The sequence below is a fragment of the Frigoribacterium sp. CFBP9030 genome (assembly GCF_034045195.1).
GTDB lineage: Bacteria > Actinomycetota > Actinomycetes > Actinomycetales > Microbacteriaceae > Frigoribacterium.
Map to the genome: position 1 here is coordinate 30,445 of NZ_JAXCWG010000004.1, position 19,910 is coordinate 50,354.

At 71.0% G+C, this 19,910-nt stretch carries 18 protein-coding genes; 7 read left to right on the top strand and 11 right to left on the bottom strand.

Annotation, left to right across the window (positions count from 1 at the left end):
• Positions 1–9: 9 nt before the first annotated feature.
• Positions 10–2,148: a transketolase gene (locus SOM13_RS05890; RefSeq protein WP_320479119.1), complete on the bottom strand. Its 2,139-nt coding sequence runs from the start codon at positions 2,146–2,148 to the stop codon at positions 10–12.
• 112 nt (positions 2,149–2,260) lie between these two features.
• Here SOM13_RS05890 and SOM13_RS05895 point away from each other — a divergent pair, with 112 nt between their 5' ends.
• From SOM13_RS05895 to SOM13_RS05910, 4 genes are all read left to right on the top strand, one after another.
• A complete protein-coding gene (locus SOM13_RS05895) occupies positions 2,261–3,427 on the top strand; it encodes an ROK family transcriptional regulator (RefSeq protein WP_320479120.1) in 1,167 nt (388 codons plus the stop codon).
• Positions 3,428–3,584: 157 nt separating this feature from the next.
• Positions 3,585–4,058 (top strand): PTS sugar transporter subunit IIA, encoded by a 474-nt coding sequence (locus SOM13_RS05900; RefSeq protein WP_192060910.1) that lies wholly within the window; start codon positions 3,585–3,587, stop codon positions 4,056–4,058.
• Between the two features lie 49 nt (positions 4,059–4,107).
• On the top strand, positions 4,108–4,380 hold the full coding sequence (locus SOM13_RS05905) for a PTS sugar transporter subunit IIB (protein WP_192060909.1): 273 nt from the start codon (positions 4,108–4,110) through the stop codon (positions 4,378–4,380).
• A gap of 47 nt (positions 4,381–4,427) precedes the next feature.
• The gene (locus SOM13_RS05910) at positions 4,428–5,915 is read left to right on the top strand and encodes a PTS ascorbate transporter subunit IIC (protein ID WP_192060908.1); all 1,488 of its coding nucleotides are present in this window, start codon (positions 4,428–4,430) and stop codon (positions 5,913–5,915) included.
• Positions 5,916–6,044: 129 nt separating this feature from the next.
• Here the strand turns inward: SOM13_RS05910 and opgC are convergent, their stop codons facing one another.
• The 7 genes from opgC to SOM13_RS05945 all read right to left on the bottom strand — a co-directional run bounded on the left by opgC (position 6,045) and on the right by SOM13_RS05945 (position 14,007).
• On the bottom strand, positions 6,045–8,540 hold the full coding sequence (gene opgC, locus SOM13_RS05915) for an OpgC domain-containing protein (protein WP_320479121.1): 2,496 nt from the start codon (positions 8,538–8,540) through the stop codon (positions 6,045–6,047).
• Positions 8,537–8,965, bottom strand: a complete 429-nt coding sequence (locus SOM13_RS05920; protein ID WP_192060906.1) for an ATP-binding protein — start codon at positions 8,963–8,965, stop codon at positions 8,537–8,539. The genes opgC and SOM13_RS05920 overlap by 4 nt, the downstream gene beginning before the upstream one ends.
• The gene (locus tag SOM13_RS05925; RefSeq protein WP_197981978.1) at positions 8,958–9,287 is read right to left on the bottom strand and encodes an STAS domain-containing protein; all 330 of its coding nucleotides are present in this window, start codon (positions 9,285–9,287) and stop codon (positions 8,958–8,960) included. The genes SOM13_RS05920 and SOM13_RS05925 overlap by 8 nt, the downstream gene beginning before the upstream one ends.
• Positions 9,287–11,230, bottom strand: coding sequence for a glycosyltransferase (locus tag SOM13_RS05930; protein ID WP_320479271.1), 1,944 nt, complete (start codon positions 11,228–11,230; stop codon positions 9,287–9,289). Before SOM13_RS05930 ends, SOM13_RS05925 begins: the two co-directional genes overlap by 1 nt.
• Positions 11,231–11,292: 62 nt before the next feature.
• Positions 11,293–12,480, bottom strand: coding sequence for a SpoIIE family protein phosphatase (locus tag SOM13_RS05935; protein ID WP_243215780.1), 1,188 nt, complete (start codon positions 12,478–12,480; stop codon positions 11,293–11,295).
• Between the two features lie 127 nt (positions 12,481–12,607).
• Positions 12,608–13,660 carry a hypothetical protein gene (locus SOM13_RS05940; protein WP_320479122.1) on the bottom strand — a complete coding sequence of 351 codons (1,053 nt, stop codon included), beginning with the start codon at positions 13,658–13,660 and terminating at the stop codon, positions 12,608–12,610.
• Positions 13,657–14,007 (bottom strand): GntR family transcriptional regulator, encoded by a 351-nt coding sequence (locus SOM13_RS05945; protein ID WP_320479123.1) that lies wholly within the window; start codon positions 14,005–14,007, stop codon positions 13,657–13,659. Before SOM13_RS05945 ends, SOM13_RS05940 begins: the two co-directional genes overlap by 4 nt.
• A gap of 210 nt (positions 14,008–14,217) precedes the next feature.
• Here SOM13_RS05945 and SOM13_RS05950 point away from each other — a divergent pair, with 210 nt between their 5' ends.
• Together SOM13_RS05950 and SOM13_RS05955 are read left to right on the top strand one after the other, a co-directional pair.
• On the top strand, positions 14,218–14,481 hold the full coding sequence (locus SOM13_RS05950) for a GlsB/YeaQ/YmgE family stress response membrane protein (protein ID WP_192060901.1): 264 nt from the start codon (positions 14,218–14,220) through the stop codon (positions 14,479–14,481).
• Between the two features lie 120 nt (positions 14,482–14,601).
• Positions 14,602–15,816 (top strand): multidrug effflux MFS transporter, encoded by a 1,215-nt coding sequence (locus SOM13_RS05955; protein WP_320479124.1) that lies wholly within the window; start codon positions 14,602–14,604, stop codon positions 15,814–15,816.
• 127 nt (positions 15,817–15,943) lie between these two features.
• Here SOM13_RS05955 and SOM13_RS05960 read toward each other — a convergent pair whose 3' ends face one another.
• On the bottom strand, positions 15,944–16,450 hold the full coding sequence (locus SOM13_RS05960) for a hypothetical protein (RefSeq protein ID WP_320478398.1): 507 nt from the start codon (positions 16,448–16,450) through the stop codon (positions 15,944–15,946).
• A gap of 112 nt (positions 16,451–16,562) precedes the next feature.
• Here SOM13_RS05960 and SOM13_RS05965 point away from each other — a divergent pair, with 112 nt between their 5' ends.
• Positions 16,563–17,489: a hypothetical protein gene (locus tag SOM13_RS05965; protein ID WP_192060894.1), complete on the top strand. Its 927-nt coding sequence runs from the start codon at positions 16,563–16,565 to the stop codon at positions 17,487–17,489.
• Between the two features lie 409 nt (positions 17,490–17,898).
• On the opposite strand, the gene SOM13_RS05970 is transcribed toward SOM13_RS05965, so the two are convergent.
• Both SOM13_RS05970 and SOM13_RS05975 read right to left on the bottom strand, forming a co-directional pair.
• On the bottom strand, positions 17,899–18,915 hold the full coding sequence (locus SOM13_RS05970) for an endonuclease/exonuclease/phosphatase family protein (RefSeq protein ID WP_320479125.1): 1,017 nt from the start codon (positions 18,913–18,915) through the stop codon (positions 17,899–17,901).
• Between the two features lie 35 nt (positions 18,916–18,950).
• Positions 18,951–19,409: a hypothetical protein gene (locus SOM13_RS05975; protein ID WP_320477711.1), complete on the bottom strand. Its 459-nt coding sequence runs from the start codon at positions 19,407–19,409 to the stop codon at positions 18,951–18,953.
• Positions 19,410–19,910 lie beyond the last annotated feature (501 nt).

Sequence of the window (19,910 nt, forward strand, 5' to 3'; positions counted from 1 at the left end):
CGCCTCAGGCTAGCGCTCGGAGATGTCTCGATGTCGAGAGACTTCGAGCACCCGACGCGCGGCCCGCTCGACCGACTCGACGTCCACGCCCTTGAGGCGCAGCAGCTCCGCGCCCGAGCCCGACTCGCCGAACCCGTCGATGCCGACGACCTCGCCGTCGAGGCCGACGTACCGGTGCCAGGGCTGCGTGCTGCCGGCCTCGACGGCCACGCGAGCTCGCAGGGCGGACGGGAGCACCGCCTCCTGGTATCCGGCGGACTGCTCGTCGAACCACTCGAGGCAGGGCATCGAGACGACGCGGGCCGCGACGCCGTCGACCGCGAGTCGACGGGCGACCTCGACGGCCACGTGCACCTCGCTGCCGCTGGCGATCAGCGCGAGATCGTCGCCGCCGCGCTCGGCGTGCACGACGTACCCGCCGCGCACCGCGCCGACGTCGGTCGCCTCGCCGCCGCCGAGGTCGGGCAGGGCCTGACGCGAGAGCACGAACGCGGTCGGGCCGCTCCCGTCGTACACGCGGGTCGCACCGTCGCCCTCGCGGGTCGCACCGGCCGCCGCCGCCGAGGAGGCGCGCTCGGCTCCGCGACCCAGCACGCGCCTCCAGACGGTGACGACCTCGCGGGCGTCGGCCGGGCGCACCACGTCGAGCCCCGGCACGGTGCGGAGCGATGCGATCTGCTCGACGGGCTGGTGGGTCGGGCCGTCCTCGCCCACGGCGACCGAGTCGTGCGTGAAGACGTAGAGCGCGGGCAGCCGCATCAGCGCCGCCAACCGGATGCTCGGTCGGGCGTAGTCACTGAACGCGAGATAGGTCGAGCCGTACGGGCGCCAGAGGCCGTGCAGTGCGATGCCGCTGAGCACGGCCGCCATCGCGTGCTCGCGGATGCCGAAGTGCACGAAGTCGCCCCCGGGCGTCGCGCGATCGACGGCGGCCCCTGCGACGGCGACGTTCGTCGACGCCGACAGGTCGGCCGAGCCGCCCCACAGCCCGGCGAGGTCGTGCACGGCGGCGAGCACGGCGCCCGACGTCGTGCGGGTCGCCGCGCCGTCGTCGACCGGGACGCCCGCCAGCACGGTCTCGAGACGGGTCGGGTCGGGCGCGGCCCGGGCGGCGTCGCGTCGGGCCGCGAGGTCGGGGTGCTCCTGCCGCCAGCGCTCGACCGCCGTGCTCCACTCGCGGTGCCGCCGGACGCCGCGGTCGCGCGCCGTGAGACCCGCCGCCCGCACGTCGTCGGGCACGAGATCGTGCAGACCCGCGTCGGGCGCGTAGCCCAGCGCCACCTTGACCGCCGCGACCTCGTCGGCGCCGAAGCCGCCGGAGTGCGCCGCCGGGGTGCCGCCGCGCAGGGTCGACGGGGCCCCGATCACGGTGCGGAGGGCGACGAGCGTCGGGCGCCCGTCGCGCACGCGCGCCGCCTCGAGGGCCCGCTGCAGCGCGTCGAGATCGGTGGCGTCGTCGGCCGCGACGTCGATCACCGACCAGCCGTAGGCGCGGTACCGCGCCCGGACGTCCTCCGAGAACGCCAGCTCGGTCGTCCCGTCGATGGTGATGCCGTTGTCGTCCCACACGACGACGAGGTCGTCGAGCCCGAGCGTGCCGGCGAGGCTCGACGCCTCGGCCGAGACCCCCTCCTGGAGGCAGCCGTCGCCCGCGATCACCCACACCGTGGGGTCGAACAGGCCGGTGCCGCCGCCGTGCAGGGCCTCGTCGCGGCGGGCGGCGAGCGCGATGCCGACGGCCGAGGCGAGCCCCTGGCCGAGCGGCCCGGTGCTCATCTCGACGCCCGGGGTGTGGTGCAGCTCGGGGTGCCCGGGGGTGCGCGAGCCGAGGCTGCGGCTGCGGGGCAGCTCGTCGAGGTCGAGGTCGTAGCCGGTCAGCACGAGCTGCGTGTAGAGCAGCAGACTCGCGTGGCCCGCCGAGAGGACGACGCGGTCGCGCCCCTCCCACCCCGGGTCGGACGGGTCGTGCCTCAGCACGCGCTGCCAGAGCACGTGGGCGAGCGGTGCGAGGGCCATGGCGGTGCCGGCGTGGCCGTGGCCCTTCGCCTGGACGACCTCGGCGGGGATCGCGGTGGCCGCGGCGACCAGGCGCTCGTCGAGCCCGCGGCTAGGGTCTGTCGGGTGGATGTCGGGGACGTCGTTGGCCATCCGCCCACATTCGTATACAAATAGACAGAAGTCAACCGACCGGCACGGACCGAGCGAGACCGACACGACCCACCGAGACCCACCGAGACCCACCGACCGAGAAGAGCGCATCGTGGCCCGAACCCCCAAGACCCCCTCGACGGGGTCCGGCGTGGTGCTCGACCTCATCCGTCGCGGCGAGGCGGCCACGCGCTCCGACCTGATCGACCGTCTCGGCTGGTCGCGCGTCACGCTCGCCCGCCGTCTCGACGACCTGCTCGAGGCCGGCTTCATCGTCAGCGCCGGGCAGCTCAGCTCGAGCGGCGGCCGCCCGCCCGAGGAGTTCGCGGTCGACGCGTCGGCCGGCGTGATCCTGTCGATCGACATCGGCGGCTCGCACACCCGGGTCGGGGTGACCGACCTCGTCTCGACGGTGCTCAGCGAGGACGAGGCCGACATCGGCCTGCACGACGGACCGGACGAGATCTTCAGCTGGGCCATCCAGGTGTTCGACTTCCTGCTCGCCGACCTCGGTCGCGGTCGCGGCGACGTCCGGGCGATCGGCATCGGCGTGCCCGGGCCGGTCGACGCGGTGACGGGTCGACTCGGCAGCCCGCAGCTCGACTCCCGCTGGGAGGAGGTGCGCGTCGACGACTACTTCACCGGCTTCGACGCCGTGTTCGCGGTCGACCGCGACGTCAACATCCTGGCCGTCGGCGAGTCCCGGCTGAGCTGGCCCGAGTACTCGCACCTGACCGTCGTCAAGGTGGGCATGGGCGTCGGCTGCGCCTTCGTGCTCGACGGTCACGTCTACCGAGGGGCCCGAGGAGGCGCGGGTCAGCTCAGCGCGCCCCGTCACGACGGCAGCCCGCTGCACCGTCTCGAGCTCGAGGCGAGCGGTGCCACCATCCGCCGCGAACTCCGCTCCCGGGGCCGCGACATCGCGACGAGCGCGGACATCGTCGCCGCCGCCCGGGCGCACGACCCCGTGGTGCTCGATCAGCTCGAGCAGGTCGGCACCCGCATCGGCGAGGCCCTCGCCGACGTCGTCGGGCTGCTGAACCCGCAGGCGGTGATCATCGGCGGCAATCTGGCCGAGACCGGCGAGCGCCTCGTCGCGGGCATCCGCTCGGCACTGCTGACCGGCACCCACGACTTCTCGCGCCGCGGTCTCGTCGTCGAGCGGGCCCGCCTCGGCGACAAGGCCGGCGTGCGGGGGGCCTCGCTGATGGCGCAGGACGCCCTCTTCGACATCGGCCGGGTGAGCGCCGCGACCAGCCGGCGGTCGCCTGCGTCGTGACCCGCGCCTCCTGACCGGGTCTCCCGCGCCTCCTGCGGGGACTTTCGAACACGAGTGGTCAAAAGCCGTTTTTCGGGTTAGGCTCGGGCACCAGTCGACGAGGCCCCTCTTCGACGACAGCTGCCGCCCAACGAGGCGCCGAGCGGAAGAGCGCGACATGCCCGTCGACCTGGCCGAAGAACTCCCCGTCGAATCCGTCGTCACCGGCGCGCACGCCGCCGACTGGCGCGAGGCCCTCCGGCTGGCCGGCGACGGTCTCGTCGCCTCGGGCGCCACGACCTCCGCCTACACCGACGAGATGATCGCCGCCGTCGACGAGCTGGGGCCGTACATCGTCATCGCCCCGGGGCTCGCCCTGGCGCACAGCCGCCCCTCGCCCGCCGTGTCGCGCACGGGCCTCTCATGGGTCGGCCTCGCCGAGCCGGTCGAGTTCGGGCACAAGACGAACGACCCGGTCGATCTCGTCATCGGGCTCGCCGCGCTCGACCACGACGGCCACATCGAGGTCATGTCGGCCCTGGCCGGCGTGCTCGCCGACGAAGACGGGCTCGCGGCCCTCCGCGCCGCCGGGTCGCCCGACGAGGTGCTGCGCACGCTGCACGCGCTCTCCGACGCCCAGAACGCCTCCTGACAACCACCGCCACGCACCACCACCACGCACCGCTCGAAAGGAACGCACCATGAAGATCATCACCGTCTGCGGCATGGGGATCGGCACCTCGGTCCTGCTCAAGATGAACGCCGAGAAGGCCCTCCGCGCCCTCGACGTCGACGCCGACGTCGAGGCGGCCGACATCGGCACCGCCCGCGGCGCCGCCCGCACGGCCCAGATCGTCCTGACCTCGGCCGACCTCGTCGAAGAGCTCGGCGAGGTCCCCTCGAAGGTCATCGTCATCGACAACTTCACCAGCGTCGCCGAGATCCAGGCGAAGCTCCAGGAATCGATCGCCTGACGCTCCGCGTCGGCTGATCCCACGAACGAAACCCAGAAGGAGTCCCAATGGAGTGGCTGGTCGTCGTACTCGACTTCATCGGCATGCAGATCCTCAACGTGCCCGCCTACCTGATCGGCATCATCACCGCGATCGGTCTGATCGCGCTGCGCCGCAACGCCGGGCAGGTCGTGGGCGGTGCGCTCAAGGCCGCTCTCGGGTTCCTGATCCTCGGGGCCGGCGCGACCGTCGTCACCGGGGCGCTCGACCCGCTCGGCACGCTGATCCTCGCCGTCACCGGCGCCCAGGGCGTCATCCCCACGAACGAGGTCATCGCGGCCGTCGCGCAAGAGCAGTACGGCGCGCAGAGCGCCTACGTGCTGGTGCTCGGGTTCCTGGTGATGCTCGCCCTCGCGCGCTTCACCCCGCTGAAGTACATCTTCCTCACCGGGCACCACATGGTCTTCATGTCGGTGATGCTGACGGTCGTGCTGTCCGTCGGTCTCGGCGAGGGCCTCAGCTGGCTCACCGTCGTGCTCGGCGCGGTGCTGCTCGGCGTGATCATGGTGGTGATGCCCACCCTGGCGCAGCCCTTCATGAAGAAGATCACCGGCGACGACTCGATCGCCATCGGCCACTTCGGCACCCTCGGCTACCTCGCGGCGGGCGCGACCGGCTCGGTCGTCGGCGGCAAGAGCAAGTCCACCGAAGAGATCAAGTTCCCGCAGGGGCTGAAGTTCCTCCGCGACTCGATGGTCGCGACCAGCCTCTCGATGGTGCTGATCTACCTGGTCTTCACCGTCTGGGCCCTCATCGTGCTGCCGCGCGACCAGGCGTTCGACATCTTCGGCGTCACCGACGCGGGCGCGTTCATCATGGCCGGCTTCGCCCAGGCGCTGCAGTTCGGCGTCGGCGTCGCGATCATCCTCTACGGCGTCCGCACCGTGCTCGGCGAGCTCGTGCCGGCGTTCCAGGGCATCGCCGAGAAGGTCGTGCCCGGCGCCAAGCCGGCCCTCGACATCCCGCTGATCTTCCCGTACGGGGCGAACGCGGTGCTGATCGGGTTCCTGTCGTCGTTCGCCGGCGGTCTCGTCGCCCTCGCGGTGCTGGCGTCGTGGCTGAACCCGGTGTTCGGCCTCGCGCTGATCCTGCCGGGCATGGTGCCGCACTTCTTCACCGGTGGTGGAGCGGGCGTCTTCGGCAACGCGACCGGCGGTCGCAAGGGCGCCGTGCTGGGCGGTTTCGTCAACGGCCTGATCATCACGTTCCTGCCCGCGATCCTGCTGCTCGTGCTCGGCAACCTGGGCTTCGCGAACAGCACCTTCGGCGACGCCGACTTCGGCTGGTTCGGCACGCTCATCGGCGTCAGCTTCCTGGGCGGCCCGCTGATCGGCGTCGTCATCAGCCTGGTCGTCGGCGCCGCGCTCGTCATCGGCGCGTCGATCTACCAGATCAAGCTCGTCGACGGCGGCTGGGTGCCCGGCGCGAAGCGCGATGCGCGACTGGCGGCCGAGCAGGCCGAGGTCGATGCGGCGAAGGCGACCACCGCCTCCTAGGCAGGCGCTCCGCGAGAACGACGAAGACCCCCGTGCGCTGTGCACGGGGGTCTTCGCGTCGATCGGCCGGGTACCGGGCCTGAGGAGCGGAGCGCAGGAGGCGCGGGTCGCGACGACCGCGCCGCCCGGCTACCGCGGGATGACGGAGAACAGGAACCGCTTCCGCACCATCCACCACACCAGCAGGATGACCGCGGTGTGGATGATCGTGCCGGTGATCACGTTCGTCCGGTCGAGGCCGGGGATCGACGCCACCGCCAGGGCGAAGAAGACCTGCCAGATGAACACGTAGAGGCTGGCCTGCCCGAGCGGGATCCACAGCCAGCCGAGGGCGGCGGCGATGGGCTTCCAGAACACGGTGAGGATCGCGTAGACGCAGACGACGACCAGGGCGGTGTCGACCAGGCGGCCCCACTGCATGTCGACGCGCTGGTAGCCCGTCAGGTACAGCGAGTCGTAGATCGACGAGGGGATCGGCCCCAGGTCGAAGCCGTAGGTGCTGCCGGCCCAGATCAGGGCCAGGAACCCCGCGTAGCCGACCACGCCGACCCCGACCAGCACCTTGCCGACCGTCGTCGTCAGCGCCGAGACGATCTGCCGCCGGTAGTTGCCGATCACGAGACCGTGGGTGAACAGCACCTGCCAGGCGAAGAGCGGGAACACCGGCTCGAACTGCGACGGCAGCAGCGAGAAGTCGGGGAAGAGCACGCCGACCGCGTAGACGGCCCAGCTGCCGACGAGCACGACCCACCAGAGACCGCGCTTCACGAGCCACATGAGACCGGGGATCGTCAGGCTGAGCACGACGAACAGCCCCATGATGTTGAACGGCCAGGGGCCCATCTCGAGCAGCAGCAGCTGCCGCACGGCGTACCAGGGCGGCGGGTAGTCGAGCAGGCGGTCGGCGTTCGGGTAGAGGTCGTAGACCCGGCCCATCGCGCCGGCGCCGGTGTCGCCCGTGCCGCGGTCGGTGAAGGTCGTGATCTCGTCGGTGTTCACCAGCGGCACGAAGCTCAGGGCGAAGACGACGAGGATGACGACGAGCGTCACGACGTACTGCTTGCGGGCCCGCACGAAGGCGCCGATCGCGGCGGTCTTCTCGCCGAACTTCTTGACGCCCAGCGGGTAGACCATGCCGAGCACGAGCCCGCTGAGGAACACGAACATCTCGGCGCCGGTGATCGCGCCGACCGCCTTCAGCGTGACGAACGAGTACGGGCCCGCGACCTCGATGTGGGTGATGACCACGGCCAGGATGATGAACCCGCGGAAGAGGTCGATGCGGAGGTCGCGCCCGGGCTTGCCGTCGTCGGGGTAGCGCCAGCGCGGCAGCACGCGCCCCACGACGCCGCTCAGCAGGAACGCCAGCGCGAGGGCGACCGCGCAGCCCACGATCCAGCCCATCTCGTCGCCGCCGCCGCCGTCGCGCACCTGCACCGTGGCGGCGTCGCCCTCCTCGGGTGTGACGGGGTCGGTGAGAGGCCCGAAGACGATGGCCCCGCTGTCGACCAGGTCGGCGCGGAACGCCGCGGCGACGGCGTCGTCGTCGGTGGCGCGCCAGTCGACCTCGCGGTCGCCGGCCTCGGCCTCCTCGCGCACGGTCTCGAGCCAGGTGACGCCGGCCACGAGGGGCTGGTCGTCGAGCGCGGTGAGCATCTGACGCCACCAGCCCTGCTTGACCGCGAGCTCGGTGGCGCCGTCGAGCCCCTGGTCGTAGAGGGCGCCGGTGTCGAGCAGCAGCGGGTGGTCGGTGCCGACCGCGAACCGGTCGTAGAAGGTCGCCTCCTGCGGCTGCGAGTAGCCCCAGGTCTCGTCGAAGCGCGCCTGCACCTCGCCCTCGGCCGGCGCCTGGTTCGCGACGAGCGGCACATCGGTGCCGGCGGCCGTCGAGGCGTCGCCCTTGCCGAAGAAGAACATGGTGAGACCGACCCAGTCGACGGCGTCGTCGCCCGGGTAGTACGGGCCGTACGGGTCGTCGGCCTCGGTGACCGTGCCGTCGCCGTCGGTGTCGAGCAGGGCCTCGTCGCGGGCCCCGGTCGCGGGCAGACGCCCGTCGGCCTGGGCGAACGGGTAGCCGGCGCCGTACGAGGGCGCCCAGACCATGTCGGCGGTGGACGTGCCGTCGTGCACGGCGTCGGCGATCTGGCCGAAGGCCCGCACGAACTCGGTCGGCTGCTGCCCCCAGCGCTGCCAGTTGCCGTTCATCTCGGGGGCGAAGCGCACGAGCTGCGCGATGCCGTACTGGTCGTGGAACTCGGTCAGCAGCTCGTCGGCCCGGGCGGCCTGGTCGGCGTCGAGGTCGGCGAGCGGTCGCGACGGCTCGAGGCTGACGACCAGCGCGGCGCCCTGAGCCGCCGCCGCGCGGGCCGATCGCCGCCACTGATCGGCGGAGTCGTCGTCGATCGGGTAGTCGATGTTGACGGAGTACGTCGAGGGGGTCTCCCCCAGGCGATCCGCGTAGCCGTCGGGCCCGTCGGAACCCCAGTCGAGGTCGGGCCCGAACCAGGCCCCCTCTGCAGGAGGCGCGGTGTCGGCGGTCGCCGGCGCCGCGCCTCCCAAGACCAGGGGCACCACGGCCACCGCCGCCGCGAGTGCGGCGAGGGCGCGCAGTGCCGGTCTTCTCACCGACGGCACACGAGAGTCCAGATGTTGCGGCCGCCCTCGCGGGTGTAGTCGAGCGACTCGAGGCTGAGCATGGCGAGTGCCAGACCGCGGCCCCCCTCGTCGTCGAGATCCGCCATCGACACGTCGCTGAGGTCGATCTCGGCGGGCAGGCCGTTGTCGTTGAAGACGGCCGTCAGGCGCTCGTCCTCCGCACGGAGCTCGAGGGTGAAGCGGCGACCCTCGATCCCCTCGGCGCCGTCGGCCACGATCGAGTGCTCGATGACGTTCGCCGCGATCTCGACGATCGCCGTCTCGAACGGGAACCGCACCTCCATCGAGTCGATGCCGAGGGCCGTCCACCAGGCCTCGAAGGTGTTCTGGACGAGATCGATGCTCTCGGGGACGGCCGCGACGTCGATGACGCTGACGCCGTCGCTCTCAGTCATGGAGCGCTTCTTCGACCGAAGCGCGGGGCTGGAGGATGCGGTCGAGGTTCGTGAGCTTCAGCACCATCGACACCTGCTCGGTCGGCGCGACGAGCCGCAGGTCACCACCCGCCTGGCGCGCGGACTTGAGGCACGACACGAGCGCGCCGAGCCCCGACGAGTCGACGAAGGTCGTCTGCGACAGGTCGACGATGATCAGCCGGTCGCCGGCCTCGATGCGTGTCGCCACCTCCGTCCGCAGCTGCGGGGTCGACACGACGGTGAGGCGCCCCTGCGGGGAGATCACGCATCCGCCCTCGACGGTCTTCACTTCTACGGTCATCATGGGGATTCCTTGTCTCGGGGCTCCGGCCCCGTGTAGAGAACGGCGCGGACGACGATGCTGAAGATCACCAGGTCGAAGACGACCCAGAGGATGTTCACCAACGGCGCGATGCCGTCGGCCTGTCCGGTCGCGTAGCGGATGCCGACCAGCACCAGTGCTGCGGCGAGGCAGCCCATGGCGACGAGTTGCGGCTTCACGAGGTCCCAGCGTGGCCCGTTCGAGGCCTGCTTGGTCTTGGGCGTCACCGAGAAGCCGAGCGCACGGCCCCGGTAGACGTTCTGGAACGCCGTCGTCACCGACGCGATCCAGACGGGGAAGAGCGCCAGCGAGTACTGCTGCCCGCGCCAGGTCGGCCGCCCGGCGGCCACGACCCAGAACAGCACCTGGTTCAGCACCAGGAACGGGATCAGCCGGGCGAAGAAGTCGACGCTGTACGCGGTGACGGGCACGACGCCGAACGAGAGGCACAGCACCGGCGCGCCGATGTAGACGAGGGCGGCGAAGCCCGAGAGGTAGCTCCACATCGTCGAGAAGTACATCAGGCGCTGACCCAGCGAGAGGCCCTTCTGCACGAGCGGGTTCTCGCGGAAGAACACCTGCATCGTGCCCTGCGCCCACCGCAGGCGCTGCGTCATCATGGTGTTCAGGTCTTCGGGGGCGAGGCCGATCGCGAGGATCTCGTCGTGGTAGACCGACTTCCAGCCGAGGCCGTGGAGGCGCATGGCCGTCGCCATGTCCTCCGTCACCGAGATCGTGGCCAGCGGCATGATCGCCTGGGCCTCGTCGCCGCGGTCGACGTCGAGCGCGCCGACGAGCATCGAGATCGACTCGATGGCCTGCAGCGGCGACGCCGAGCGGTCGCTGAGCAGATCGAGGGCGGCCTGGTCGAGCGCGTCGAAGGTGCCGGGGCCGACCGACATGGCCGCGAGCTCGGCGATGTCGTCCTGCATGGCGGCGACGTCGGCGTCGGCGAACCGGTAGGCGATGGTGTCGATGCCGCGCTGGAACCGGTACGTGACGTCGCCGAGCGAGTCTCCGCGGGCGAGCTCGACCCGGGCGCGCTCGACGATCGTCTCGGCCTCCGCGAGCACCTCGAGCACGCGCGGCTGGTCGACGGCCTCGAGACGGGCGTGCTCGATCAGACGGCTCGACGTCTTGACGGCGCGACGCACGGCCGACTCGACCTCGGCGACGTACCGCGACACGCCCAGCTGCATCAGCGCCTCCCGACGGAGGACGGCGTTCGAGCCGCAGAAGAACGCGCTGTTCCAGCCGTCCTTCGACTGCTGGATGGGCCCGTAGAACAGCGGGGCCTGACTGCCGAGCGGGTCGGACTCCGGCACGTTCTCGAACCACTGCGGCGTCTGGACGAGCGCGGTCTTCTCGTCTTTGAAGTACCCGAGGGTGCGGTGCAGGATGCTCGGCTCGGGCACCTGGTCGGCGTCGAGGATCAGCAGGAACTCGCCCTCGGTCGTCAGCAGCGCGTTGTTCAGGTTGCCCGCCTTGGCGTGCCGCGGGCGGTCGACCCAGTCGGACGACCGGGTGATGACGCCGATCCCCGCGCCCTCGGCCGCCTCACGGATCTCCGCCCGCCCGCCGTCGTCGAGGATCCACGTCGTGTGCGGGTACTCGATGGCCTGCGCGGCGAGCGCCGTGCGCATCACCATCTCGACGGGCTCGTTGTAGGTGGTGACGAAGACGTCGACGGTGACGACGGTCTCGGGCGAGTCGGGCGACGGCGGGGTGGGCGGCTCGCCGCGTTCGCGGAGGCGCCAGGCGCCGAGGCCGAACAGCAGCGAGTCGATCACGCTGTACGTCTCGGCGACGACGAGCGGCACGGCGATCCACCACGAGGTCCAGTTCACCGAGACGGCCCAGCGCCAGATGATGTAGTTCAGGCCGGCGAGCGATGCGAGCAGCACGACGATGCGGATGGGCACGATCCGACGGGCCGGGGTCGACCGGCCGAGGAGGCGCTGGTCGCGTCGGGTGAGGAGGTCCGTCACGGACGTCGGTCCAGTACGAGGAGGGTCACGTCGTCACGGGCGATGCGGTCGCGGGCGAGCAGGGCGATGGCGTCGACGAGATCGGGGGCGTCGGAGCGTTCGGCGTCGCCCGAGCGGGCGACGATGCCGCCGACCTCGGCCAGCCAGCCGTTCTCGTCGTCGAGCACGTCGAGCACGCCGTCGCTCATGACGACGAGCCGGTCGCCCGGCAGCAGCACGATGGTGTGGGTCTCGTGCGTCTGCGCCTCGAGGCCGAGCGGCAGGTCGGATCCCATCAGCTGCTCGACGGAGCCGTCGGCGCGGACGACCAGGGCGAGACCGGAGCCGGCGTCGACGTACGAGAGCTCGTCGGTGTCGAGGTCGAGCACGGCGTGGAAGTACGTGACGAACGAGCCGGTGCGCTGCAGATCGCCGATGACGGCGCGCTCGATGCGGTCGACGGCCGTGCCGAGGAGGCGGTTGTCGCTGACCGTCGGGACGGCGGCTCGGCAGGCGGCCCGCACCGACGACCCGAGGATGGCCGCGCCGACGCCCTTGCCCATGACATCGCCCACGGCGACGTGCACCTGTCGGCCGACGACGCCGTAGTCGAAGTAGTCGCCGCCGACGCTGAGGGAGGGGAGGCAGACGCCCTCGACGTGGACGTCGTCGATCTCGAGCGGCTCGGCGGGCAGCAGCGCCTGCTGGGTCGCGGACGCCGCGGCGGACTCGGCGTCCGCCAGCAGCTCGCTCTGCGCCCAGGCCGCGAGGTCTTCGAACTCGGACATCTGCTCGGCGTCGAGATGACGCGGTTCGGGGCCCATGACGCAGAACGAGCCCACGACGTTGCCCGAGCCGTCGAGCAGGGGGTGGCCGAGGTAGAAGCCGAGATCGTTGGCGCGGAACGGCTCGATGTGGTCGAAGCGGGCGTCGGCGCGGGCGTCTTCGGCCGAGATGATCTCGCCCGAGTCGATCACGAGGTGGCAGGGGGTGTCGTGCCGACCCACCACGGGGACGTCGAAGCCGTCGCGACCGAGGAAGAGCGCGCGCTGGTTGTCGAGCACCGTGACCGACGACATCGGCACGCCGAAGATCGCCCTGGCCATGCGCGTGATGCGGTCGAGGCGGGGATTGCGGTCGGAGTCGATGACGCCGAGGCTCTCGACCGCCCGCTGACGCCTGATCTCGCGAGTCGACTCCTGCATCGCTGCACCCCCTCTCTGTGGACACTCTAAACAGATGGAGCGGTCTACGGCGGCGATCGGGCCGCCACCGGTGACCCCATTTCTGGTCTCGCCGGGGTGTGGAGGAGCCGACCGACGAGCCGTAGGGTCAGCGCTGCGCGAGAGCAGCCGCGACGGACGCGGCGGACTCGGCGTCGTCGATGGTGACGGCGACCGCGCTGCCGTCGCGGCGTCGGACGACGATGCCGGGGCGGCGGCCGGTGACGTAGGCGGTGCCGCGCTTCGAGACGCGCAACCCCCAGCCGCCCCACGACATCGGGTCGAGGGTCTCGGTCTCGACGCCGGCGACGTCGGTCAGGCGCACCCGCAGCAGGCGGACGCCGAGCAGCGCCGAGACGAGACGCACCCCGCGGTGGTCGACGGTCAGTCGAACGCGGCCCAGAGCGAGGACGGCGGCGCCGGCGAGCAGCAGCACGGCCGAGTAGACGACGACCGAGGAGGCGCCCATCACGAAGAGCACGGCGCCGGTGACGATAGCCAGGGCCAGCACGACGGACCCCATCACGACGAAGACGGGGCTGCCGGTGGTGCCCGACCACGCCAGCCGCTCCCCCGGTCGCAGATCCGCCGGGCGGACGCTCGCCCGGTCGTCGAACTCCACGTCGGGCAGCGCCCGGACGCCGCTGCCGGTCGCCAGCCAGCCGACGACGACGCCCCAGGCGAGGCCCGGGAGCGTGAGCGCGGGCGTCCAGCCGGCCACCGCCTCCTCGGGGGTCGGCGCGGCCGCGGTCGCGAGAGCGGTGGCGACCCAGGTGCAGGCGGCCAGGCCGGCGAAGGAGGCCGCGCCTCCGGCGATCAGGCGTGACGGGCGCCCGCGCCGGGTCAGGGCGGCCACGATCGACACCGCGGTCAGGGCGGCGACGATCGTCGCGACGACGGCGAACGACGACCAGGTGCCCGAGAACCCGTCGGGGGCGCCGTCGCCCGACCAGTGACGCGCGATGGTGTCGCCCAGCCGCGGACCGACCACGACGGCGACGACCACGAGGAGGGCCGCGGGCGCGAGGGCCGCGACGGCGGCCGAGGAGGTGCGGAGCAGGGCCACCCCGTCCACCTCGGCGGGAACGGGGTCGGCGGGCACGGGCGTGGTGCCGGTCTCGGGCTCGTCGGGCGTGCTCGGGGCGGGTCGGTCGGCGGTCATGTCATCCCCCTGATGATCGTGGCGAGGTCGGCGGGTGCGATGCCGAGGCGGGCGGCGTCGCGCACGAGCGCGGCGGCGGCGGCGTAGAGGGCCGTGGTCGGGGCGTTAGCGCCGGCGATGACGACCGCCCCGCGACCGCGACGGAGCTCGATCAGGCCGGCGGTACGGAGCGAGTCGTAAGCCCGCAGGACGGTGTGCATGTTGATCGCGAGGGCGGCCGCGAGGTCACGCGCCGAGGGCAGTCGCTCGCCGACCTCGATGTCGCCGTCAGCGATGCCCCGGCGGATCTGCGTCACGATCTGGTCGGCGATCGGCATCTCGGATGCCGGGTCGAGCCTGATCAACATGTTCTAGTTCTACTAGTACAAATGGTTGCTCGCAAGGGCCCCCGTGCGCTTATCGGCTAGCCGACGCTCGAGCTCGAGCACGAGACTCTCAGGAGGCGCACAGTGGATGTACCGCTAAGCCTCGATTTGAGGCTCCTGAGCTCGTCACCATCTCGGTGGTGAGGGGGTCAGGCGGTGCCAACTTGTCGTCAACCGCTCGAAAGGTCTCTCATGAGCTTCCTCGCCTTCCTCCTCCTCGGCCTCATCGCCGGCGCCATCGCCAAGGCCATCCTCCCGGGCCGTCAGGGCGGCGGCTGGATCGCCACCCTCGTGCTCGGCGTCATCGGCGCCCTGCTCGGCGGCTGGATCGGCGGCGCGCTCTTCGGCGTCGACTTCAACGGCTTCTTCTCGATCGAGTCGTGGCTGATCGCCATCGTCGGCGCGGTCGTCGTGCTGTTCGTCTACGGCCTCATCACGGGTCGCAGCAAGCGCTGACCGAGCGCTGACCCTCTGGGTCGAGAAGAAGGGGTGGGTGCAGTGCGCCCGCCCCTTCGTCGCGCTCGGGGTCAGCCGAGCCAGCCCCCGTCGGATGGCGCGGAGCTAGGCTTCGACGTGATGAGCGACGACGACGTCTCCGTGCCCCGCGCTGCCGCCCCGGCCCCCAGAGGGCGCGGCGCGGTCCTCACCATCGCGCTCATCGTCGGCATCTCGCCGTTCGCGACCGACATGTACATCCCCGGTCTGCCGGCCATCGCCCGCGACCTCGGAGCCTCGACGGCGCAGGTGCAGCTCAGCCTCACCGCCTTCCTCGTCAGCTTCGCGCTGGGGCAGATCGTCATCGGCCCGCTCAGCGACGGCACGGGTCGCCGGCGCATCGTCCTGATCGGCATGTCGGTGTTCGCGCTCGCCTCGGTCGCCTGCGCGGTGGCACCCGACGCGAGCACCCTCGTCGTGGCCCGGGTGCTTCAAGGACTAGGAGGCGCGGCGGGCTCCGTCGCGGCCCGCGCGATGGTCGGCGACTCGACGACGGGCACCACCCGGAGCCGCCTCTTCGCCACCCTGGCGGCCATCAACTCGGTCGGCCCGGTCGTGGCGCCGCTCGTCGGCGGCGCCGTGCTCGCGGCCGGGTCGTGGCGCGTCACGTTCGTCGTGCTGGCGGTCTTGGGGTCGGGGCTGGCCATCGCGGCGGCGCGACTGCTTCCGGAGACCCTCACCGCGCCTCCTGAAGGCGGAGCCTCGTTGGGGGCGTCGCTGCGAAGGATGCGCGGCCTGCTCGGGATCCCACGGTTCCGCTGGTATCTGATCACCGGATGCGCGGCGACGATCGGCTTCTTCTCGTACATCTCGACGTCGTCGTTCGTGTTCCAGCAGGAGTACGGATTCGGCGAGGGGCTCTACACGCTCGTCTTCGCCTCGAACGCGTCGTGCATGATCGCGTCGACGCTGGTGTTCCGGCGGCTCATCGGGCGATTCGACGAGGACCGCCTCTTCACCGTCGGGCTCGCGGTCTGCGCGACCGGGTCGCTGCTGGTGCTCGTGGGGGCTCTCTCGGGTGCCGGGCCGGCGCTCGTGTGGCCGGCGTTGGCGATCGTCACGGCGGGGTGGGGGTGGGTGATCCCGGGGTCGATCACGCTGACGCAGGCGCTCGGCCATCGCTCCCCCGGCACGGCGGCGGCCCTCGTCGGCGGACTGCAGTTCGGCCTGGGCGGAGCGGCCACACCGCTCGCGGGTGCCCTCGGCGGCACGGCCGTCGTGATGGGCGCGCTCATGCTCGGGTTCATCGCGGTCGGTCTCGGCGCGCAGGTCTGGGCGTCGCGTCGGGTCAGGTGACGGTGCCGGTGCCGGTTCCGGTTCCGGTTCCGGTTCCGGTGAAGGCTTCTCCGAGATCGAGATCGAGATCGAGGAGTCGCACGATCACACGACCTGGATCACGCTCGTGAACGCGAGTCGTGTCGACCTACGGGAGGTCGAGGGACCGTTCGTCGCGGCGAGGGTCGGTCTGTGCCTGCAGACGGTCGAAGACGGGAGCGCAGGCCGCTCGGAGTTCGTGCCACGTGGCCTCCATGAGGCCCGTCAGCGGGATGTCCACGCTGTGCGCGTAGCCGTGCTGCGCGCGCGGCACCGCATCTCCGGGCAGGACGAGAGACTGCACGAACGCCCCCGTGTCCTGGTCGAACGTGAGCGTGTGCGAGGCGACGTTCCGCCCCCAGTCTTCGGAGGGCCAGGACACGAACGCCACGTGACGGGGTGGGGCGGCCGGGTCGGTCGCGGAGACGTAGCTCCCGTAATGCTCCTCGCCGGGCGAGAGGATCTTGTACGCGCCGTTGTCCAGGTAGATCAGCAGAGCCTCGGGGAACGGCTTCGCTCCGTACATGGCCGTGTACCGCAGCGCCTGGACGAACACGGGAGCGCCCAGCGGCACCTCGAGTGCTCGCCGTGGTGATGAGTGCTCTTGCTCGATCATCGTGTCTCCTCTCGGTGAAAACGGGTCGACAGGGGTGCCCAGATTAGGCGATCTCTTCAGTACGTAGGCGTCTCCGGAGCCGCTGGGCTGATCGGCCGGTAGCGTCGCCGTCATGGGGATCTGGTCTCGGCTCGTCGGCGCGGCGTCGAGCGACGTGCCCGCGGAGTTCGTCGTCGTCGTCAACCGGGAGAGCGTGTCGATGGGCGACGACGCCCAGTCGCACCATCGCGAGCTGCGGGTCCGGGCAGGGTCGCTCGTCGGCGATGTGGTCGAGCGCAGCAGCCCCGACGTTCGCGTACAGGGCTGGTCATGGGTGGCCGTCGTCGACGGAACGGTCGTCGCGGTGTGGTCGCTCGACCACGGCGTCGCCCTGCTCGCCCCCGACAGGCCCCTCACCGTGTCAGACCCAGCCGGGGTCGTCCAGGTGCGCTTCCTCTACCTCGGTCGGCTCGACCCGGCGTGGCTGCACGCGCGCCTCGCCCAGGGTGCGCCGCTCGACCGGGAAGCACTCGCCGCCGAGCACGCTCCGCTCGCCCGTGCGGTGCTCGAGCGTGAGCGCCGGGAGCGCGAGGCCGCGACGACCGCGCGCCTGCTCGGCCCGACGTGCGTGCGGGCGCTGGAGCATCTCGGGGCGGTCGTCGACCTCCACTCTGACGTGCTCTGCCGGTTCGACGTCGGCGGTGTCGCCTGGCAGGTCGAGCGCAGCGACAGCATGATCGTCGTCTTCGGCCGGGGGCGCCGGTCTCCCCTGGCGTCGCTGCGCCCGGTCGGCCTCGCGGAACGCTGGGTGCTGGCGGCGCTCGCCCTCGACCGGCGCGTCGCCGACGGTCTCGACCCGCTGCCCGACGCGCCCGTGCGCGCCGGGGCCGAGCCGGTCCAGCTTATGGTCGCGGGCAGGGCCCGGGCTGTCGAAGGCTCGTCGGGCGCGGTCATCGCGCAGCTGAGGGACGAACGCGACGTCGCGTCTCTCGACCTCGTCCTGGGTCGCGACCTCGACGAGGTGGTCGCGCTGTTCAGCCTCGCCGAGCCGCGCGCCTGAGGCACCCGTCGCGGCTCAGCCCGTGGCACCTCCGGCCGGCCCGACCGCGGGCTCGATGAGCTACGCGCGCACGGTGACGGCCACGACGGTGCCCGATCCGACGACGCCTGCCTCGGAGTCGGCGGTCCGGAGGTCCGCGGCGGCCCAGGCGAGCACCTCCGGTCGGCGAGCCGGTGTGCCAGAGCGGCGCTTCTGTGGGCAGTGTTGGCCACGTTCACACTCATGCTTGCTGTGTTCATGCTCACACACGGGGACGTTTTGTGGTTGGGCTAAGTCGGCGCAACCGCGGTACCCGTCTTGATCGACGCTTCTGCGCTCATCTACGGCGCCAGCTATCGAGTGCACCGCGTGCGGGAGTCGCGAGGGGAGTAGCAGAGCGTCTCGGTGGCCCATCCCCTATTGAGACAGGTTACGAGCTGTTCGGATTGAGCACGGTGACGATGGGGCGGTGGTCTGAACCTCGGGTGGCCTGAGAGTAGAGCACTGCAAAGGCGACGGGCTCCCAACCTGGGCCGAAAAAGGTGTGGTCGATCGCGGCGCCCAGAGACGCTGGCAGAGCCGAGGGCCAGGTGCCTGTCGACTCAAGGCCCAGAGCAGAGGCCGCATCCTGACACGGGCCGAGCTGGTCGCCGCCGAGATTTGCCAGGGTGGCGTTGAAGTCGCCGACGGCGACGATGTTCCGTCGGTCCGCGCACTGTTGCCGCGCCCAGTCGACGTGGCTCTGCCAAATGCTTGAGTCGACCAATGAAGGACGCTGCAGATGCGCCACGAGCAAGGCGGGGGCGCGGGGATTGTCTGAGGTCGCGACGAACCCAGCCCATGCCGGTGTCGTTTCTTGGTCGGCAAGCGAATATGTGCCGAGATGCTTCGAGATCAGCAACGTCGCCGAGGATGAATCGGTCCCGATGATCTGCATGTCGTGCTCTTGGGCGAGCCCGGCGAGAGTTCCATCGGCCACGGCCGTGAAGTACTCAGGCAGAGCAACGACGTTCGCTTGCTCGGTTTTGATCAACGCGCCCAACTGCTCGGTTGAGACGTCTTGTTGGTTGGTGTTCCACGACAGGATTCGTAGCTGCCCCGCCGACGAGGATCCGGTGGGCACCGTTGTCGATGGTGCCGGCCTTCCCGCCGTCAAGACGATTCCGAGGCCAGCACTAACGACGAGGACAACTAGCCCTGCGGACGTGGCGAGTCGGAGGCGACCCCTGATCGCCGCGATGACCACCGCCATGGAAACGAGGGCCACCCCGAAGAATGCAAGCTGCGGGAATGCTGCCGCGACGAACACCAATGGCGTCGCAGACGCGGTCTGCGTCGCCAAGAACACTGCAGCCGTAGCTCCGGCGGCGGCCACCACCATCACCCACACCAAGACTCGCCGCACATTGCCCCCGTCGTCATCGACAGCTTCCCAGACGCGACGCATCGGGCAGAAGCGACACGTGCCCGCCGATCGATCCCCTATCGGACGATGACGCGCCATGCGCCGTTTTCGGTGCTCGCGACCGAGGAGAAGCTGACGTTCGTCACGCCCTTGCGGGACGACTCCGGGATGTCCAGCTCGAGCACGCCCTCGGCGCAGCTCTCACGGGCGGACGTCGTGTCGACGGCACCGGTAGCCGACGTCAGACCGAACAGCCCCTCGACGGATCCGTCGCCGAAACACTCGAGTTCGACTCGCCTGATCGTCACGGGCTCCTCGAAGGTCGCCGAGATCGCGCTGCCGCCGGCTCCCTCGCCGCGATCGGCGACCGCTGCCAAGACGACCAGCTCGTCGCCGTCGTCCTGCACCGCTGACGGCGCCTGGTCAAGCCACAGAGCGATGTCGCCGGCCTGCTCACCGGGATCGACCTCGGAGCACCCGGCGAGGCTGACAGCACAGAGGGTCACGACGAGTAGGCAGAGCGATCGGGGGCGCACGATCGAAGGATGGCATGAAGCGCACTTCGTCGCGACTCCAACTGCGGGGGCCCGGCCAGCGATCGGCTATCGAGGCACCCGACCCGCTGCGATGCGCGATAGCGGAACGGTTCGGCTCGGCTCGGCTCGGCTCGGCTCGGCTCGGTTCGGCATAGCCTGAAGCTCTCGCTATCGAGAGGGACCTTCATGCACCTACCGCGCACGTCACGAAAGAACACGATCACCGCCCTGTTCTTCACGGTCGCAGCTGGCTTGGGCACGGTCATCGAGTTGCTCTTTAACATCTGGGGGCCGACGCGCGTGCACGGCAGTGCGACCCCTCCGCGGCGGAAGCGTCGGTGAGCCGCTGTATCGACCCGAACTATCTCGGGGAGCCCCGCCGCGAACACGATGAGACCACCGGAGGATCGCTCCTCTTCACTCGTGCGTGCGAGACGTGCCGCTGACGGTCGACATCAGCACGAAGACGAGGACGGACCTCTGATGCTGAGATTTTTCGTC

Coding starts and splice junctions, on each gene's coding strand:
- SOM13_RS05890 (WP_320479119.1), bottom strand. CDS start 2,148: ATGGCCAACGACGTCCCCGACATCCACCCGACAGACCCTAGCCGCGGG.
- SOM13_RS05900 (WP_192060910.1), top strand. CDS start 3,585: ATGCCCGTCGACCTGGCCGAAGAACTCCCCGTCGAATCCGTCGTCACC.
- SOM13_RS05905 (WP_192060909.1), top strand. CDS start 4,108: ATGAAGATCATCACCGTCTGCGGCATGGGGATCGGCACCTCGGTCCTG.
- SOM13_RS05910 (WP_192060908.1), top strand. CDS start 4,428: ATGGAGTGGCTGGTCGTCGTACTCGACTTCATCGGCATGCAGATCCTC.
- SOM13_RS05920 (WP_192060906.1), bottom strand. CDS start 8,965: ATGACTGAGAGCGACGGCGTCAGCGTCATCGACGTCGCGGCCGTCCCC.
- SOM13_RS05925 (WP_197981978.1), bottom strand. CDS start 9,287: ATGACCGTAGAAGTGAAGACCGTCGAGGGCGGATGCGTGATCTCCCCG.
- SOM13_RS05935 (WP_243215780.1), bottom strand. CDS start 12,480: ATGCAGGAGTCGACTCGCGAGATCAGGCGTCAGCGGGCGGTCGAGAGC.
- SOM13_RS05940 (WP_320479122.1), bottom strand. CDS start 13,660: ATGACCGCCGACCGACCCGCCCCGAGCACGCCCGACGAGCCCGAGACC.
- SOM13_RS05945 (WP_320479123.1), bottom strand. CDS start 14,007: ATGTTGATCAGGCTCGACCCGGCATCCGAGATGCCGATCGCCGACCAG.
- SOM13_RS05950 (WP_192060901.1), top strand. CDS start 14,218: ATGAGCTTCCTCGCCTTCCTCCTCCTCGGCCTCATCGCCGGCGCCATC.
- SOM13_RS05955 (WP_320479124.1), top strand. CDS start 14,602: ATGAGCGACGACGACGTCTCCGTGCCCCGCGCTGCCGCCCCGGCCCCC.
- SOM13_RS05960 (WP_320478398.1), bottom strand. CDS start 16,450: ATGATCGAGCAAGAGCACTCATCACCACGGCGAGCACTCGAGGTGCCG.
- SOM13_RS05965 (WP_192060894.1), top strand. CDS start 16,563: ATGGGGATCTGGTCTCGGCTCGTCGGCGCGGCGTCGAGCGACGTGCCC.
- SOM13_RS05970 (WP_320479125.1), bottom strand. CDS start 18,915: ATGCGTCGCGTCTGGGAAGCTGTCGATGACGACGGGGGCAATGTGCGG.